We start from the raw sequence: 15,285 nt of genomic DNA on the forward strand, positions 1-15,285 counted from the left end.
CGTGCACCATCACCGCCTACGGCTTTGCCCGCTATCGCGCGCAGGGACGTTCGCTGCTGTTTAGCCTGATGATTTCTATTATGATGATTCCCTGGACCGTAGTAATGATCCCTAAGTTTTACCTGTTTACGCAGATCGGCTGGATAAACACATTTCTCCCGCTGACGGTGCCTTCCTTTTTAGGGAGCGCCTTCAATATTTTTTGCTTCGGCAATTTTTCCAGACCATTCCTCCCACCACGGAGGAAGCGGTCAAGATCGACGGAGCCGGTGTATTAGGATTTTTATGGCATGTGATGCTGCCCGTTACGGTCCCGGTACTCATCACCGTGGCCATTTTTCAATTCGACGCGTCATGGAACGATTTTCTTCAGCCTTTAATCTATTTGAACAAACAGGACCTGTTTACAATCTCGCTGGGGATGAACTGTTTAACGGACAATTCGAAGTGCAGTGGAATTATTTAATGGCGGTCGCCTGCGCGTCAATGCTGCCCACGCTTATTCTCTTCTTTATCGGACAAAAATACTTTGTACAAGGCATTTCCTTGACGGGCATCAAGGATTAACTTGTCTCTTACTTGTTTAGGAGGTTTTTTGGTTGAGAATCGTTGTACTAGGTGATTTCCACATTGATGGACAACACCCGGAATTAACTATAAAAGCCATGGAGGATGTGCGATGATTGCCCACGATTTGGTGATTCCGCTGGGGTGCTTTGGTAGAAAGGGCCGAATCGGTGATCCGCAAGGCTTTCGGGAAGCCAAGGAATATCTTGACCGGATTGGAGCGTCTCTGCGCCAGATCATGGGGAAATCACGATCTAGAGTGGGGATCCGGCGGTGTGCAAACGAACGGAACGATGGATAACGCGTTTATGGGAGTATTTGGCTTACCGGAACCTTACGGCGTCCTGGAGTTTCCCGAATGGCGGCTGCCTTTTTGCTTCGGCCGAACCTCAGCCCGCCGATTCCCGTTACGATGTCAGGAATGTTATGCGAAGGATCACCAGTTTGACGCGCTGACCGCTAAATTGAAGGAACGGCTCGGGGTGCCGATAATTTTCTTCACCCATGCGCTACGGAAGCGGCCTGCGGACATTCCCCCACGTCCATGTTCGTTCCACTAACGCTTACCTGGATCAGAACCATGATTCTTACCGCTGGCTGAAGCTTGTCCGCAGCTTTCCGGAGATCGTTATGTGGTTCCCCGCTCACTACCATCTTAGCCAGGGGTATGTTAACTCCCATACGCTCGTTGAGGGTACCCATTTCTTTCTGACCGGAGTTCACAATCCCTGCATCCGGGATAGCAAACGGCAGTCCCGGATTATCGATATCGATTCGCTAGGTATCACCATCCAGACGCTGGACCATATCGAACGCCGGATTACGGGAGAAGGTGCGTTCGCCTGGAAAGAAAGTCCCGGCAATCTCATGGGTCTTAACACTGAAACGGATTCCCCGATTTCCGAAACCGGAAGACAAAAACTCCTCGCTGGGCCTTTTTCCGGTCAGAACGACGCCAAGCGGGCCGCCGGTCCCGTTCCATCGGTGAAGATTGCCGACGCAGCCGGTCACTCCCCGGCAACAGCAACGAATGAACTGATCCAGGTGGGAAAGCTTCGTCGGCGAAACCGCAGCTTTGCCTTATGGTCTGGTCCTTTTGTAACGGGACCGTCATCTTGTGGCCACAGAGGACGGATTCTTCTGGGAAGCGGAGCACGGAAACTGAGCCGTACTCGGAACTTTACATATCGGACCGCCGCTGTCCGGTATTGCATCAGGTCAGGCACCTGAGCTGCTCCGCCCTGCCCGACCCTTGGCGTTTCGTACGGCTGGAGGATGGAGTTTGGCCACAGTCCACACCTTTGATCATGCAGTCAAAGCTCTTGCCTCTACGGCCGGCGGCAGGGTATTGGCCGCGGCGGATGGTTGGCTGTTGTGGGAGGCAGTGGCAAATCCTGCCGGAATTCGGGTCCGTGCCTTAACCCCTGCTTGCCCGAAGAACCTTACAAGCAACTGATTGCCGATGGCAATCGGGTTTGGGTCGTTGGACGTTCCGGCAAACTCTACGTGCTTACAAATCCCCAGACCAGATTTACCGCGGTCAAGGAGCGCGTCGCCGCTTGGGATAAAATTCCAAAACCCAATATTATCTCCTACCTCCACAGCATCATGATCGATTCTGCCACTTCGGACTGTGACGTTTATTGTATTAAATCATCCGTTGCACTGTGGTATATTTACAGTGTCAATGGTAGGAGATAGAGCTGCTTACCAAGGAAGATATTTACTAAATATAGCAGGCCACCTACAGGAAAAGAAGGTTTTTTATATCGTTCTGAACTACAAAGAGGGAGGAAAACGAAAAAGCAAGTGGATCTCCACCAAACTTCCGGTAAAAGGAAACAAGAAAAAAGTGGAGACCATGTTACTCGAGGCGCGCAAGAATTTTTTGCCTCCCTCTGAAGCCGATTTAGAACATGGAGAAGAGGTAGTTGCTGAAGAAAAAAAAGAGGAGCCAGATGAGTCCAAAGTTACTAAAGAAACGGAAGAGGATGACATTTTATTCGCTGACTTCATGGTGGAATGGCTTGAAATGATGAAATACCAAGTTGAGATCACTACCCACTCTGCTTATAGTTTTGCCGTTAACACCAGGATTGTCCCGTAATCCCGGGAAAAAGGGATTTATCTGAAAGAGTTGCAGCCAAAACACCTTCACAATTTTTAAGAATTTGGCCTAACCACGAACAACGTGCTGCATTACCATGCCAACATCCGCAGGCATTGCCGCATGCATTTGAAATGGACATGATTCCTTCGAACCCTGCAGACAAAGTCTAGCGGCTCGAGAAGAACCAATTTAAACGACTTATTCGATGTCGTTAAAGACGATCCGGTTGAGTTAGCTGTCATTCTGTCTGCATTTTACGAACTGCGGCGAAGCAAAATTGTCGGGCTTAAATGGGACGACATCAACTTTCATCATCAGATCATTACCATTAAGCACACGGTTATCCCGTGTCGTATGAGGGTAAACAAATCATTGTGGAAAAAGACCGGGCCAGAAAAAAAATCAAGTTACCGTACTTTGCACTCGTTCTCGTCTTTCTGGAACTCCTTTTGCGGATTCTGGGAGAGCAACAAAAGAATCGGACTTTGTATAAGGATTCTTACAGCAATCAATATCAGGATTACATTTACGAATCAAGCCAGGTTATATTACTCAACATTTACCGCTCGTTCTGAAAAAGCATAATTTACGGCTGATCCGATTTCATGATCTTTGGCACAGTTGCGCCAGCTTACTACTTGCTAACGGTGTCAGCTTAAAGGAAATTCAGGCGTGGTTAGGGCATAGCCGTTATTCCACGACCGCCAACATTTATGCTTATCTTGACTATAGCTCAAAGATTTCTTCGGCCCAGGTGATGAGCGCCACATTGCAGATTCCAAATATGCAAAAAGCTCCTGAATCTCCACAGAAGAAAATTCAAGAGCTCGTTCACTGTTAAAATGGTGCGGTCGAGAGGACTCGAACCTCCACGGGGGTTAGCCCACACGGACCTGAACCGTGCGCGTCTGCCAATTCCGCCACGACCGCATATTTCACCGCAAAATGCGGCAACGAAATATATAATATCATAGGACAGAATATCGGTCAATTTTTATTTTTCTGGCGCTAGCCTAGCGGCTATAATACGTATTTCCATGGCACATGATCACATAACCACACCTGGTTAGCAGAACGATAGAAGAGATGACCGTCCGCATGCATCGCGGCGGCATTCACCGCCAAAATCGTTGGCTTACCATGTCGGCTGCCCACCTTACGGGCGGTCTCGATATCCTCGGACAGATGTACATGCTGACGCGTCCCTTTGCGGATTCCCTGGGCTCGGATGCTCTCGACAAAACGCTCAGCCGTTCCATGATAGAGCAGATCCGGGGGAAGCTGTTGCTCCAAGCCTACATCGACGGTCAAGGAATGACCCTGACTGGCTCGAATTTTCGTCCCGTCCTCATTGAAGCTATACCGCTGCTTATTATTTTCCCGGACAATCCGCTCCAGCACCTCGCGATCAATGGGCCAACCCGCCCGTTTCACTCCGGATATTAGCTGCCCAACGTCCACATAACCTTGCTCATCCAGCTTCAGCCCTGCCGCACTGGGCTCATGGCGCAATACCAGGCTCAGGAACCTTCCAAGTTTCACATCGCTTTTACTTTGCTGCATTTGTATTTCCTCCTTACAACGAGCAAATGACAATTTCAATGTCCGTCTGCCCGAATATTTCTTGAATGATTTGTTTTACTTTATCCTGCTGCAAATACCTCTTCAAACGCCGAGATACACGCAGCTTGCTTCGTTCGGTCCAATACGGCATAGATAATTTCATCAAAATAAACCCCGTATCCCTCAGTACCAAGCAGTTCCTTCCACCACCCGGCAACCCGTAGTGGATCATTGCGGAACACGCCGCAGCCATATGCTCCGAGTACCAGCAAACGATGTCCTTCGCGGGCGAATAGTGACAGTGCAAGGCGCATTCGCTCCTTCATCACCTTGGCGGCTTGCTCCGAATCTTCCCCCTGCCGCAGCACCTGTCCATAGTTCACCGCTGGTAAAGTAAGCACCGATGCAGTTACTGGCTCGGCCAGCAATTCAAATCGTTCGTTACGAAAAAATACGACCTCCGGGGAATAGATAGCATGATGCGTATACATCATTGATTTATGGGCCCGATTGGCCTTGTAATAGGCTGGATGGCGCAGCAAGCTGCCATACAATCCGCTGGAAGCGGCCAAACTCTCCTCCTGTGCCATGGCTCCATTCAGGAAGCCTCCCCCGGGATTCTTCGCACTTGCAAAGTTAAGCACACCCACCCGCTGCGCCCCGGCTTGATGGAGCTCCAGAATGGCCTGCACGGTAGCAATATTAGCTACCCGTTGCTGTGGCTCGGAACCCTCCCCCGGTACAGTCCGCTCTCGGTAATCTTCCAGCAAAGCATCCGCTTCAGCGGGCGTGACCAGCAGGCTATCTAGTTCCGAACTCCGCTGAGCTTCCTCAATATCAACCCTTTGTCCTGCATAGTCATAGAACCCTTGCTCCATGATTTGTACCGTATGCTTGGCAATCTCTTTACGTTCCATGTATTACACTCTCCCTTAGGACTCCAGCAAGTGGTCACGAACCTCCGTCAAGGCAAATCCCAGCAGGTTCTTCCCCCGCCATTTCATCGGATTCTCGGCATCCGGATTGGATTTCCCCAGACCAATGCCCCACACGCGGTCTCGTGGGCTTGCTTCTACCAAAATTCGATTTTTTGTGGTTTTCATAAAATCTGAAAGCGCAGCATTCTGCGAGAACTTGGCCAGGTTCCCCTGCTTTACAATGTCATAACACTGCTCCGACCACACCTGCTGATCGAAGTGCTGCACAGCACGGCCAAACGCCTTCATTTCCTTCGGATGACTTGATTTCATAATCGCCTCCAGCATGTCCGCGTCACCAAACAAACGTGCTTTCTCAGCCATCATATACTGTTCCGTACAAGAATAAACGATGCCCTGGACTTCGAAGGGGCACATCCACCATTGGCTGAAGCAGCTTTGATTCACGCCACCACCAGCCGGTGGAGTATGTCCCCAGAAGAACAGGAATTTAAATTTCTCCCCGGCCTGATAGGCCTTCTGCAATTGCTCCAGATTATAAATCATCTCAACATTTCCTCCCAATTCCTGCGATACAGACGCGATGGACGGTGGCCAGCATGCTCGGTATAATGGTCCGTCTCTTCAACAAGATGTGCCACTTTACGGCGGAAGGCCGCCTTAAGCAATTCCTTGCCTAGAATAACCTCGTAGACCTGCTGCAAAGCCGTCAGCGTAAACAGCTTTGGCATCAGGTGCAGAGCAATGCCAGTATACTCCACCTTCCCCCGTAGCCTCTCCACCGCCGTGCTGATAATTTTGGCATGATCGAAGGCCAGACCCTGGTTAGACAAAATAACAACTTCCGTCTTGGTCGCCGATGCCGTTAACGTCACTCTTCGTTCAACCATGGCTGTCAGACATTCCTGCTCCGAGGTCAGCTTCAATTCGTATTGCCAGGAGCGGACAACCGCTTCTTCCTGATGCTCCTTCTGCTCCTTCAGCAATTGATAGCTCATTGTGAACCAAGCCGCTCGGTCAGCGTCATCCCCGGCTTCCAGCACCACCTGACTGCCATCGATCAGCGCCATATAAGCACAGCTCATCACCCATGTCCGCGGATCACGTCCCGGCTCGCTAAAGGTGTATAGCTGCTCAAGATACACATCATCTACGCCACTCTCTTCCCGTAGCTCGCGCGCCGCTGCTTGCTCCGTCGTCTCATGCGGACGAACAAACCCTCCCGGCAATGCCCATTTGCCCAGAAACGGGTGACCCCCACGCTGAATCAGCAGCACCCGAAGCGTCTTCTCCGGAAGCTTGCGGTAATTGTCCCGTTCATCATCCAGCACCGTGAAGATAACCATATCCGTAGCCACGGAAGGTCGTTCATAATCCCCTGCATCATACTGCTGCAAGAACTCTTCTTCGGTCAGGTCATCCCGATCGCGCAAAGTCATAAGCCACCGCTTCCTACTTAGTATTATTTTGATACTATCTATTAGTTACTAACAAAATAAACCTTTTTATTTGCTTTGTCAACCCAATTCTTTAATTACAAAAGCCCCCACCTAACGGTAGGAGCCCTCAAATCATCCTCTATGAATCTTGGGTTTACCTCAACTTCATCGTCCAACATTCACGAATTTGCCAACCCAGGTTGGCTCGCTCGTGGCCGCCCGCACAAGGGAGTTGGCACAATTGGCGAAGGGCAACGGCCGAAGTGGAGCGATGCGGGCCTTGGGTCCAGCTATATATTTCTCGATCTCCTCCGCATAACTAAGTACCGATGGCCGTACAATGACCCATTCCAGATTGCTTTGTCTCACCGCATCCTCAGCGAACGCTTTATCCTTGATCGCTCTCCAGAAGATACGCCGCATCATACGCACCGCAAGTCGATTGAATACAGTAAGCTCCTTACCATCCGTCAAATTAATCCCGCTTTGCATGACTATCCGGTTGACCCCTGCCTGCTGACAGGCTGCGATTATATTCGGAATTCCCTCTGACATGATAGTGCCCGGCGAGAAATTGGCTGCCATCACGTTCATGCCTGCCTTTACATTGGTAAGTCCCTTCCGGAAGCTACCTGGCGTGACATTACTGGGAGGACCTATGCAACTGATAACCACCTCTGCGCCGACAATAGCTTTCGCTATGCTCGCCTCGTCGAATACATCCCCTTTACGCACAGTGAGTCGCTCTGCGGACGGAATCACTTCCGGCCGACGAGCCACCGCAATTACCTCATGCCCTAATTCTAGCGCACGCTCCACTGCTTTCTTGCCGGTTCCTCCGGTGGCTCCAATAATTGCAATTTTCATGACCAAGCTCTCCTTCAACCTTAATGCACATCATGAAATGCACACTAGTATATTAAGTAACAACTATGTATAATTTTAATCAAGAATAGCGGGTGTACAATTCTTAAAAAAGCGAATTCCGAGCATTATTACACACCCCTTCTATTATTGTGCATTAATTCTAAGAGAGGCTGGTGAGGCTCCCGTGTCAAAGACAGACCGGAGGGTACGCAAATCCCAGGAAGCTATAAAAACAGCCGTTATTGAGCTGATGATGGAGAAGGATTTTGACCAGATTACCATACAGGATATTTCCGACAAAGCCGATGTTAGCCGAAGAACCATCTACCTGCATTACATGGATAAGTTTGACCTGCTCGACAAGCTGATCGAAGAACATATTGATGAAATGCGGGAGCTTTGCGAATCAACGGAGGATGGTGCAGATTATAGGGATTCCGGCTTAGTCTGGTTTGAATATTTTGAGAGTCATTATCTATTCTTCTCCGCCATGCTCAAGAGTAAAGGAAGCCTGTTTTTTCACCATCGGTTTCTTGAATTTTTCCTGCAAGAATTAAGACAGCAGGATACGTCTGCTGCAAATAGTCAGCCATTAGCTGAAGGTGAGGACGTGGATTTTCAATTTTTGGGGGCGGCAATTGTAGGCGTCGTAGAATGGTGGTTCAAGCAGGATAAGCCTCATCCTCCTTCCTTCATGGCTCAGCGGCTGGGCGCCTTGCTTGAACTTAATCTTAAACAGATCGGAGTGCCCTGATCTGGCAAAATCTATGAATCTGTCTATTTCATCAAAGGAGGTCTATTCATATGATGTTACATCAGCATTGTGATGCCAATTTGTAATTAGGAGGCTATCCCATGGTGGAGAACAATCATCCAGCCATCAAGCCCATTATAGAAATCCACTTTAATGATTGGGGCGGTACGCCAGACCGCCTGACCAAGCGATGGATCGACGGCCGCATGGACTTGTTTATAAACTATGCTTTGAAAAGCTTGCGGCTCCAGACCGTTCAAGCCTTCCATTGCTACATTTTGTACGACCCCCAGACGGAGCCAATTATTCGCGCCGCATTACAGCGCTATCCGGCCTTACCTGCTAATATCCACTTCGTAACTCCAATCGGTTATAAGACTTCACTGGCACAGGTTCTGCAAGGACATCGATTCTTTTACCGCATTTATTTGTCCAGTGATGACCTCTATCATCGAAATTTTATTAGATCACTTCTTGCATTCAAGCCTAAAAAGGATACATTGGCACTGGTTCCACAATACGGTTATATCTATGACTCGGTTCAGGACCGATTAGGCAAATTCTTCTTCTGGCTGCCTAGTTACGGGGCCACGATTCATAGCGTCGATGAATTCCTGTCGATCAAGCAATTCAGGTATAGCTGGCGTGATGCCTTGAAGATTCCGCATGAATTCATTAATCTCAAGGAACCGATCTGGATTAATCACATTCATGCCTTCAACACAGGCATGTCATTCGACAAGGCCCTGTCCTGGCAGATCAAGGGCGTAACCGATGCCAGCACACTGGAACCTTGGAGCAACAGCAGTAGATCCTTCGCCTGCTTCGGGCCAGAGATCATTCGTCCCGCAGAGAAGAAGCAGATTCTGGCCCAATTTTGTTGAGAGATACATTAAAAAGCCTCCATCCCGTAGCAGGATGGAGGCTAATGTGTGTTAGAGCTTAAGATGTATAATTCAATATCAGGGCTTCGCGAGTGGATTCATCGTACGTAATCCACAATTCGTCACCCTCTTGCACGCCATACAGCGGCTCGATGGATTGCTCGATGATATAGTGTGTTCCTGCCCGCTCGGCAGTAATACGAGCCAGCGGACGTTCGCCCACCGTTCCCAGATAGGACACCGATACGACTTTGGCACTACCTTGCTTCCCTTTTAACAAACGGCGCTCTTTGTCGAGGTCGTCTTTTCGAATCGACATCGGCAGGGTGACGCCCTCCTGAATAGGCATATTCTCAGGCACGAACAAGCTATTGCTCTTTCTTAGCTGGTCGGTTCCCTCGGTAATGACCACATCGATGACCATCAGCCTGCGATTTTGAATCGTGATTGGCTCCTTCTTGATCTGCACGATTTTGCCTTGCAGAGTAAGCATCTTCTCGTCAATTGAGCGCATGGATGGCCCATAACCAAGAATTCGCGTCACGCCACCCACCACCATCAGGTTAGCGCGCTCCCCAATTTGGTACTCGAATCCGGCCGCTTGCACGACGGGAACACTGTAACGATCCGTTCCAGCCTTGAAGTGAAGCAGAAGCGCCTGACCTCTCCCAACAGCCCCGTAAGGATCAATCCGCTCCAGCACTGCGCGTTCAATGCGCTCTTGCTTCTCTGGCTGAGCTTCATTCACGGCTTGGTCGCTGGTCAGGAAGATCGCCTTGTTACGTTTGCGATTATAGGAGATCATGACCGAATCACCTTCCCTGATCCCTTCAAGGAAAGAAATAACCTTCTTAATCGCAACCTCTCTCATCTGTCCCCCATCATCGAAGCGGACCCTGAATTCAACCTGAGGACGTTCATTAACGTAGAGGCCAGTTTCCCGCATCCCCACAATCGTACCTTGTCGAATTTCACCGTTAGCTATGGCGGACTTGTTGACCTTATTGGCAATTTTAGGAGCAAATATAAGCGCAATAAGCATAAACGAAATAATGAGTACCCAGACCAGCCAGTTAATGACCAGAGCTCCTCCCTCAAGCAGATAAGCCCAGAAGCTTTGCAGAGAGACTGTGCTTCGATCCGCAAATCTCCACTGCTGCATCTGATCCTCCGTGAGGTGCTGCACGGCTTGATTCTCCACATCCATGATTCCGGCAGACTTCCCTTGAGCTGAATAGTACAGCTTCGAGCTACCTGTTTCCTTGTAGAATGCCGTCTCGGTCTGCATCAGTTCTTCATAGCTAAGCTGAGCTACAAGCGCAGACACATCTGTGAATTGTCCATTCTGCTCATGCAACAGATAACCGATTACTTGACCATCCTGTTCATCCTCTGTCGACGAACCGGTAATCAACACTTCTTCACTGTTTAGCGTGAACACCCTGGCTTGATATACCGGCTGAGGCGTAGGAACAACGCTTCCCCAATCATCTGTGGAGGCGTTATAATAATGAGCTTGCTCGGGGAAGCTGCTATTTACCCGAACCAGCTTGGTAGCATCCAGGTTAAAATGCTTGGCAAATTGTGCCGCCGCCTGTTCCTCAGCCTCAAAGGAAGACCCCTCTTCCGGCTGCATCATGATCACAGGTTGCTGGTTCTGGTCCAGAATCCCGCTTATGTATGCTGTCCTGTCATTCACTAGATCCACCTTGTACATAGGAACAGCCATCCCCTGATCAAAGCTGTCGCGCACCTCAGCAACACGCTCTGGTCTGGCCGGGAATAATCCCTCTGCATTCAGGTTCACCATCTCAAGCTTGCCATCCTCGATTTGTGCCACATACAACGCAGTTCCCATCATATTCCCGGCAACAATCAGGCGACCTCGCCACAACTTCATATCCGAGCTCAGGAAGGTGGGAATATCCAGTCTGCTTTGAGCGAGTTCCTGCAGATTTCCTGAAGAATCCAGCACATTTACTTGCAAGCCCCTGCTTTGAACATGGGAATTGATGATAAGTGAGCCATTCTGGTATGAAGCTACCAGTTGTCCATGAATATTAGAAGGGATTTCCCCTTCCTTCAGCAATTGACCGGTTGCCGCATCGAACATTTGCAGTTGCATATTCTCCCTGTAATCCTTGAAGCTCACGGCAACTGCCTTATGTCCTTCATCAAAATAATAAATTTCTGCTATTTCCGGTGGATTGTCGTTGAGTTCCTCAATTCCTTTTGTATAATCTCTCCATAAAAAAATACTCAACAAAATCACAGGAAATAAAAAGATCAAACCACCTAACTTTCTCATGGTGCCCTCCCCCTTTGACTCTTCCCTGTTCGTTTGGCTGTACCCAGCAACCAACGACATGTAAAGATTTTACCAGAAACAAACGGGATTTCAAATTCACTGAAGGGATTAGGTCGCTGGTAGGATAGATGATGAGAAGGTTATCCGAACACGCTGTCAGCCTCCGTAATGTCCCGAATTACTCGGCACGGAACACCCGCAGCCACGACGCCTGGCGGGATATCCTTGGTGACCACACTGCCGGCACCGATCACAGAATCATGACCTATGGTCACTCCGGGCGTGACTGTGACGTTGCCGCCAAACCACACATTGTCCCCAATGGTGATTGGCTTGCAGGATTCAATCAGATAGCGCTCTCCTTGCTCGTCGAATCGGAAATTCCGCTCGCTGGCCAGTAAGGGATGTACCGGCGTAAGCAGTGAAACATTCGGGCCGAGAAAGACATTGTTGCCAATGCGGATTTCTGCACAATCCAGGAAGGTGCAATTAAAATTAATGTAGCAGTTGTCGCCTATATAAGTGTTGCAGCCATAATCGAATTGAACAATGGGAGCAAGTTCAACGCCCTGCCCCAATGAACCCAGCAATCCCTCTAGAATCTCCCGTCTCTCTTCCTTCTGTTCCTCCGTTGTATGGTTATAGCGAGCAGAGGCATTTCTGGCGATATCCCGCTGCTTGACCAATTCTTCATCCGAAGTCTTGTACAGCATACCGGCCAGCATTTTTTGTTTTTCTGTCAGCATAACCGCGTTCCTCCCCTATCCCTGTTCAGATATAGTCCTCTACATCAAATACTTGATCTCGAAAATAGTACTTTCGGTCCTCTTCCGTAACTTCGCGGATAATACGGCATGGATTTCCGACAGCAATGACATTGTCAGGGAGATCCTTCGTAACTACACTGCCTGAACCGATCACGACGTTGTTGCCAATCGTCACACCGGGATTCACGACCACATTGCCGCCAATCCACACGTTGTCGCCAATCGTAATGCCGATCCCATATTCGTAGCCGGAGTTTCTGGAATCCGGATGAATCGGATGCCCCGCCGTATAGATTGCTACATTAGGAGCAAACATGACGTTATTACCGATAACCACCTTGCCAACATCAAGGATGATACAATTGAAATTGGCATAGAAATTGTTGCCTACCGTAATGTTCTTTCCATAATCGCAGTGGAAAGGAGCTTCAATATGCACCTGCTCGCCAGCCTCACCAAGGATGCTGCGAATCAATTCATCCTTCTTCTCCCTCTCATCTGGACGCAAGGCATTGTATTCCCAGAGCTTCAGCTTGTTCTCCATACGTGCTTCGCTTAATCCATCCAGCCAGGCCTTATACGGTAATCCGGCCAGCATTCTTTCCTTTTGGTTCATTTCATTCTTCCTCTCATGTTCAATTTAAATCAGTTGAACTTATACATAGTAATCACTGGGTTCGCCCCGTTGTCGTAGAATCATATTCACTCGCTCCGCGGTAAGCAACATCATGACCAGCAGGAGAATTACGGCATACGGGAACAGACCAAGATGAATCTGAGTAGCCATAAATCCGAAGAACGGAGGTAGCAGGGTTGTACCAGTATAGGCTACCGCCATTTGATAACCCATGAGCTTGGCTGAATTCTCGCGGCCGAACCGGGTTGGCGTCTCATGAAGCAGAGCTGGATAGATAGGAGCCAGGCCCAGACCAATCAGGATGATGGCAACCAACGAGAACACTTCAGGCAGTGGTAGAAACAACATGATTCCACCGCTCAGGGCCACAAGTTGTCCTCCGCGAATCAGAACACGATTGTGAACCTTAAGCGAGATGAAGCCAGTAATGAACCGCCCCACAGTGATTCCGCCATAGTACAAGGATATCCAGCCCGCAGCGGTCTCCGCCGTAACTTGCTGAACCCCCACCAAATAGCTGGCCCCCCACAGTCCCACTGTCGATTCAGCACCGCAGAAGAAGAAAAAGACAAGCAAAGAAGGCTTAACCCCTCTTAAGCGTAGGACATTTCTGTTGGCGTCCTGGGTGGGAAGAGGCGCTGGCGAAGGCTCAACAGCCTGCGCCTCCCGCTGCCCGGACTCGCGGCTTGCAGCCACGCGCTTCCACAGCGGAAGCGTCACGAGCAGGATGGCGACCAGCGCGAACTGAATCATAGATACAGCAAAGTACCCTCCTTGCCAAGAGCCGTTATCCGCCAGATATGCGGACATGATGAACGGCCCCGCCGTCGCTCCCACTCCCCAGAAGCAATGCAGCCAGTTCATATGATGGGCTTTATAGTGCTCGGCCACGTAATGATTGAGCGCCGCATCTACGGAACCTCCACCCAATCCGAGTGGAACAGCCAATAGAATAAGCCACCCCAGCGAAGGAGACATCGAGAAGCCCAATAGTGCTCCGGCGGTCAGGGCGCAGCTAAGCAGGGTTACCTTCCCGGTACCCAGTCGTTCCACCAAATATCCACTGGCCAGACTGGATACAATAGTTCCACCGGCAATGACCATAGCCACAATCCCGGCCGAACCCAAGGAAGCGTCAAGCTCAGGCCACATGACAGGCCAGGCTGAACCCAGCAGTGAATCGGGAAGTCCCAGACTAATAAAAGCAAGATAAATTAACACCAAAAACCATGTGGCCATAAGTATGTTTTCTCCCCAACTTCAATATAGTAAAATAACTTTATAAAGATTATTTATTAAACTATAACAGACCCTATTTAAGTGTCAATATACTACATCCAAACCGTCGTAAAATTGTCATGACCATGGATGCATTTGTGCCGCTGATTCCAGCTCCTTCAAGGTTAAGAAGCGCATCCCCGCTTCAAAATCTTGTTGGAATGTCTCCTGGAAAATAATCTCCGGATAGGAAGGCACGGGATGTTGAAGCTGATACGCCTGCCACACCGGGTACCAATGAGCTTCGTCCGCCCTCCGTTCCTGATACACCACGATTCGATCCGGTGCAAGAATAACGCTAACGGCTTGAATGATTCCGCACAACGTCTCCAACAACTTTGATTCCTCCATGTGATCATACCAGTCCAACCCCAGAGCAGGGAGAAAGGAGATCTCCCCGGCCATCCCGTTTTTCCCCTTGAAGATTTTACCGTCCATACAGATTCCCATTCCGGGTGGATAGGCCTCCGGGAAGTACATCCCAGCCACGCATACCCCCTCCTCCAGGTCCAGGTCATTCTTTGCACAATAGCCACTTAATGCAGCATTAATATCGTTCTCCACCATCACTGGCAGTCCGAATTGGGACTCCATCTCATCAATGAGCGGAAAGCCCCTTAACTCCAAATGCCCACTCACCGTTATTTCCCCACCGACCACCTGTCCGGGAATACCGATGCCAATTACCTTTATCGCCGGATCACCCGCAACGATGCTGCCAATGAACTCATAGAACGACTCCCGGTCAAATACAGACATCATTAGTTCTTTCTTAAGTAATATTTGATTGTCCAAATTTACAACCACGAAGGAGACCAACTCCTGACCTTGCTTTTCCTTCATATAAATAACCAGGGCATGGCTAAAGTCGAAATTATATCGATAAGTAAGCGCCGGTCGACCACCACTGGAGGGCGCAGTTTCATCCTCAAGAATTTCTCCCAGCTCGCAGAGCTCCCTCACCAGAGAATTAATCGTGACCACGCTCAGCTTGGTCCATGAAGCTAATTGCGGCTTGGTTGCCGTTTCCACACGCTTCATCGCCTGGCGAACGATGTTCAGATTGATCTCCTTCATGAGATTGGCGTTTGCTTTCTTCATCATTGTCTCCCTCTTCACCGCTAATATATAAATCCGCACACCCATTTTATGTATCTCATTCTACATATATTG

General features: G+C 49.4%; 19 protein-coding genes and 1 tRNA gene. 8 read left to right on the forward strand and 12 right to left on the reverse strand.

The window, feature by feature from the left end; genetic code table 11:
• The first annotated feature begins 202 nt into the window (after positions 1 to 202).
• From AC1VOR_RS04195 to AC1VOR_RS04210, 4 genes are all read left to right on the forward strand, one after another.
• Positions 203 to 466: an ABC transporter permease subunit gene (locus tag AC1VOR_RS04195; RefSeq protein ID WP_482616007.1), complete on the forward strand. Its 264-nt coding sequence runs from the start codon at positions 203 to 205 to the stop codon at positions 464 to 466.
• 213 nt (positions 467 to 679) lie between these two features.
• Positions 680 to 868 carry a hypothetical protein gene (locus AC1VOR_RS04200; RefSeq protein WP_482616008.1) on the forward strand — a complete coding sequence of 63 codons (189 nt, stop codon included), beginning with the start codon at positions 680 to 682 and terminating at the stop codon, positions 866 to 868.
• On the forward strand, positions 843 to 1,127 hold the full coding sequence (locus tag AC1VOR_RS04205) for a hypothetical protein (protein ID WP_482616009.1): 285 nt from the start codon (positions 843 to 845) through the stop codon (positions 1,125 to 1,127). The genes AC1VOR_RS04200 and AC1VOR_RS04205 overlap by 26 nt, the downstream gene beginning before the upstream one ends.
• The gene (locus AC1VOR_RS04210; protein WP_482616010.1) at positions 1,072 to 1,797 is read left to right on the forward strand and encodes a hypothetical protein; all 726 of its coding nucleotides are present in this window, start codon (positions 1,072 to 1,074) and stop codon (positions 1,795 to 1,797) included. The genes AC1VOR_RS04205 and AC1VOR_RS04210 overlap by 56 nt, the downstream gene beginning before the upstream one ends.
• Before the next feature lie 75 nt (positions 1,798 to 1,872).
• Here the strand turns inward: AC1VOR_RS04210 and AC1VOR_RS04215 are convergent, their stop codons facing one another.
• Positions 1,873 to 2,169 (reverse strand): hypothetical protein, encoded by a 297-nt coding sequence (locus tag AC1VOR_RS04215; protein WP_482616011.1) that lies wholly within the window; start codon positions 2,167 to 2,169, stop codon positions 1,873 to 1,875.
• A gap of 79 nt (positions 2,170 to 2,248) precedes the next feature.
• Here AC1VOR_RS04215 and AC1VOR_RS04220 point away from each other — a divergent pair, with 79 nt between their 5' ends.
• Both AC1VOR_RS04220 and AC1VOR_RS04225 read left to right on the forward strand, forming a co-directional pair.
• Positions 2,249 to 2,674, forward strand: a complete 426-nt coding sequence (locus AC1VOR_RS04220) for a hypothetical protein (protein WP_482616012.1) — start codon at positions 2,249 to 2,251, stop codon at positions 2,672 to 2,674.
• Between the two features lie 598 nt (positions 2,675 to 3,272).
• Complete coding sequence (locus AC1VOR_RS04225) at positions 3,273 to 3,518, forward strand: tyrosine-type recombinase/integrase (RefSeq protein ID WP_482616405.1); 246 nt, start codon at positions 3,273 to 3,275, stop codon at positions 3,516 to 3,518.
• A gap of 2 nt (positions 3,519 to 3,520) precedes the next feature.
• Here AC1VOR_RS04225 and AC1VOR_RS04230 read toward each other — a convergent pair.
• From AC1VOR_RS04230 to AC1VOR_RS04255, 6 genes are all read right to left on the reverse strand, one after another.
• A tRNA-Leu gene (locus AC1VOR_RS04230) sits at positions 3,521 to 3,607 on the reverse strand.
• Between the two features lie 90 nt (positions 3,608 to 3,697).
• Complete coding sequence (locus AC1VOR_RS04235) at positions 3,698 to 4,240, reverse strand: RNA 2'-phosphotransferase (RefSeq protein ID WP_482616013.1); 543 nt, start codon at positions 4,238 to 4,240, stop codon at positions 3,698 to 3,700.
• An 80-nt stretch (positions 4,241 to 4,320) separates the two neighbouring features.
• Positions 4,321 to 5,157: a TIGR02452 family protein gene (locus AC1VOR_RS04240; RefSeq protein ID WP_482616014.1), complete on the reverse strand. Its 837-nt coding sequence runs from the start codon at positions 5,155 to 5,157 to the stop codon at positions 4,321 to 4,323.
• Between the two features lie 15 nt (positions 5,158 to 5,172).
• Positions 5,173 to 5,724 (reverse strand): NADAR family protein, encoded by a 552-nt coding sequence (locus tag AC1VOR_RS04245; protein WP_482616015.1) that lies wholly within the window; start codon positions 5,722 to 5,724, stop codon positions 5,173 to 5,175.
• On the reverse strand, positions 5,721 to 6,617 hold the full coding sequence (locus AC1VOR_RS04250) for an NUDIX hydrolase (protein WP_482616016.1): 897 nt from the start codon (positions 6,615 to 6,617) through the stop codon (positions 5,721 to 5,723). The genes AC1VOR_RS04245 and AC1VOR_RS04250 overlap by 4 nt, the downstream gene beginning before the upstream one ends.
• Before the next feature lie 165 nt (positions 6,618 to 6,782).
• A complete protein-coding gene (locus AC1VOR_RS04255; protein WP_482616017.1) occupies positions 6,783 to 7,484 on the reverse strand; it encodes an NAD(P)-dependent oxidoreductase in 702 nt (233 codons plus the stop codon).
• Positions 7,485 to 7,668: 184 nt separating this feature from the next.
• Between AC1VOR_RS04255 and AC1VOR_RS04260 the strand changes: the two genes are divergently transcribed.
• Both AC1VOR_RS04260 and AC1VOR_RS04265 read left to right on the forward strand, forming a co-directional pair.
• A complete protein-coding gene (locus tag AC1VOR_RS04260; RefSeq protein ID WP_482616018.1) occupies positions 7,669 to 8,238 on the forward strand; it encodes a TetR/AcrR family transcriptional regulator in 570 nt (189 codons plus the stop codon).
• Between the two features lie 101 nt (positions 8,239 to 8,339).
• On the forward strand, positions 8,340 to 9,122 hold the full coding sequence (locus tag AC1VOR_RS04265) for a glycosyltransferase (protein WP_482616019.1): 783 nt from the start codon (positions 8,340 to 8,342) through the stop codon (positions 9,120 to 9,122).
• A gap of 58 nt (positions 9,123 to 9,180) precedes the next feature.
• Here the strand turns inward: AC1VOR_RS04265 and AC1VOR_RS04270 are convergent, their stop codons facing one another.
• The 5 genes from AC1VOR_RS04270 to AC1VOR_RS04290 form a co-directional block, all read right to left on the reverse strand.
• On the reverse strand, positions 9,181 to 11,430 hold the full coding sequence (locus AC1VOR_RS04270; protein ID WP_482616020.1) for a hypothetical protein: 2,250 nt from the start codon (positions 11,428 to 11,430) through the stop codon (positions 9,181 to 9,183).
• A gap of 140 nt (positions 11,431 to 11,570) precedes the next feature.
• Positions 11,571 to 12,176 (reverse strand): sugar O-acetyltransferase, encoded by a 606-nt coding sequence (locus tag AC1VOR_RS04275; protein WP_482616021.1) that lies wholly within the window; start codon positions 12,174 to 12,176, stop codon positions 11,571 to 11,573.
• 25 nt (positions 12,177 to 12,201) lie between these two features.
• The gene (locus AC1VOR_RS04280) at positions 12,202 to 12,813 is read right to left on the reverse strand and encodes a sugar O-acetyltransferase (protein ID WP_482616022.1); all 612 of its coding nucleotides are present in this window, start codon (positions 12,811 to 12,813) and stop codon (positions 12,202 to 12,204) included.
• A gap of 39 nt (positions 12,814 to 12,852) precedes the next feature.
• Positions 12,853 to 14,073, reverse strand: a complete 1,221-nt coding sequence (locus AC1VOR_RS04285; protein ID WP_482616023.1) for an MFS transporter — start codon at positions 14,071 to 14,073, stop codon at positions 12,853 to 12,855.
• 117 nt (positions 14,074 to 14,190) lie between these two features.
• Positions 14,191 to 15,213, reverse strand: coding sequence for an ROK family protein (locus AC1VOR_RS04290; protein WP_482616406.1), 1,023 nt, complete (start codon positions 15,211 to 15,213; stop codon positions 14,191 to 14,193).
• Between the last annotated feature and the right edge of the window lie 72 nt (positions 15,214 to 15,285).

It is taken from the genome of Paenibacillus sp. 1SOY10 (assembly GCF_056836745.1).

What these genes read in the sequence shown, in the direction of transcription:
- AC1VOR_RS04255 (WP_482616017.1), bottom strand. Translation starts at nt 7,484, where the DNA reads ATGAAAATTGCAATTATTGGAGCCACCGGAGGAACCGGCAAGAAAGCA.
- AC1VOR_RS04280 (WP_482616022.1), bottom strand. Translation starts at nt 12,813, where the DNA reads ATGAACCAAAAGGAAAGAATGCTGGCCGGATTACCGTATAAGGCCTGG.
- AC1VOR_RS04265 (WP_482616019.1), top strand. Translation starts at nt 8,340, where the DNA reads ATGGTGGAGAACAATCATCCAGCCATCAAGCCCATTATAGAAATCCAC.
- AC1VOR_RS04200 (WP_482616008.1), top strand. Translation starts at nt 680, where the DNA reads ATGATTGCCCACGATTTGGTGATTCCGCTGGGGTGCTTTGGTAGAAAG.
- AC1VOR_RS04275 (WP_482616021.1), bottom strand. Translation starts at nt 12,176, where the DNA reads ATGCTGACAGAAAAACAAAAAATGCTGGCCGGTATGCTGTACAAGACT.
- AC1VOR_RS04240 (WP_482616014.1), bottom strand. Translation starts at nt 5,157, where the DNA reads ATGGAACGTAAAGAGATTGCCAAGCATACGGTACAAATCATGGAGCAA.
- AC1VOR_RS04245 (WP_482616015.1), bottom strand. Translation starts at nt 5,724, where the DNA reads ATGATTTATAATCTGGAGCAATTGCAGAAGGCCTATCAGGCCGGGGAG.
- AC1VOR_RS04210 (WP_482616010.1), top strand. Translation starts at nt 1,072, where the DNA reads ATGCGCTACGGAAGCGGCCTGCGGACATTCCCCCACGTCCATGTTCGT.
- AC1VOR_RS04270 (WP_482616020.1), bottom strand. Translation starts at nt 11,430, where the DNA reads ATGAGAAAGTTAGGTGGTTTGATCTTTTTATTTCCTGTGATTTTGTTG.
- AC1VOR_RS04290 (WP_482616406.1), bottom strand. Translation starts at nt 15,213, where the DNA reads ATGAAGAAAGCAAACGCCAATCTCATGAAGGAGATCAATCTGAACATC.
- AC1VOR_RS04235 (WP_482616013.1), bottom strand. Translation starts at nt 4,240, where the DNA reads ATGCAGCAAAGTAAAAGCGATGTGAAACTTGGAAGGTTCCTGAGCCTG.
- AC1VOR_RS04250 (WP_482616016.1), bottom strand. Translation starts at nt 6,617, where the DNA reads ATGACTTTGCGCGATCGGGATGACCTGACCGAAGAAGAGTTCTTGCAG.
- AC1VOR_RS04285 (WP_482616023.1), bottom strand. Translation starts at nt 14,073, where the DNA reads ATGGCCACATGGTTTTTGGTGTTAATTTATCTTGCTTTTATTAGTCTG.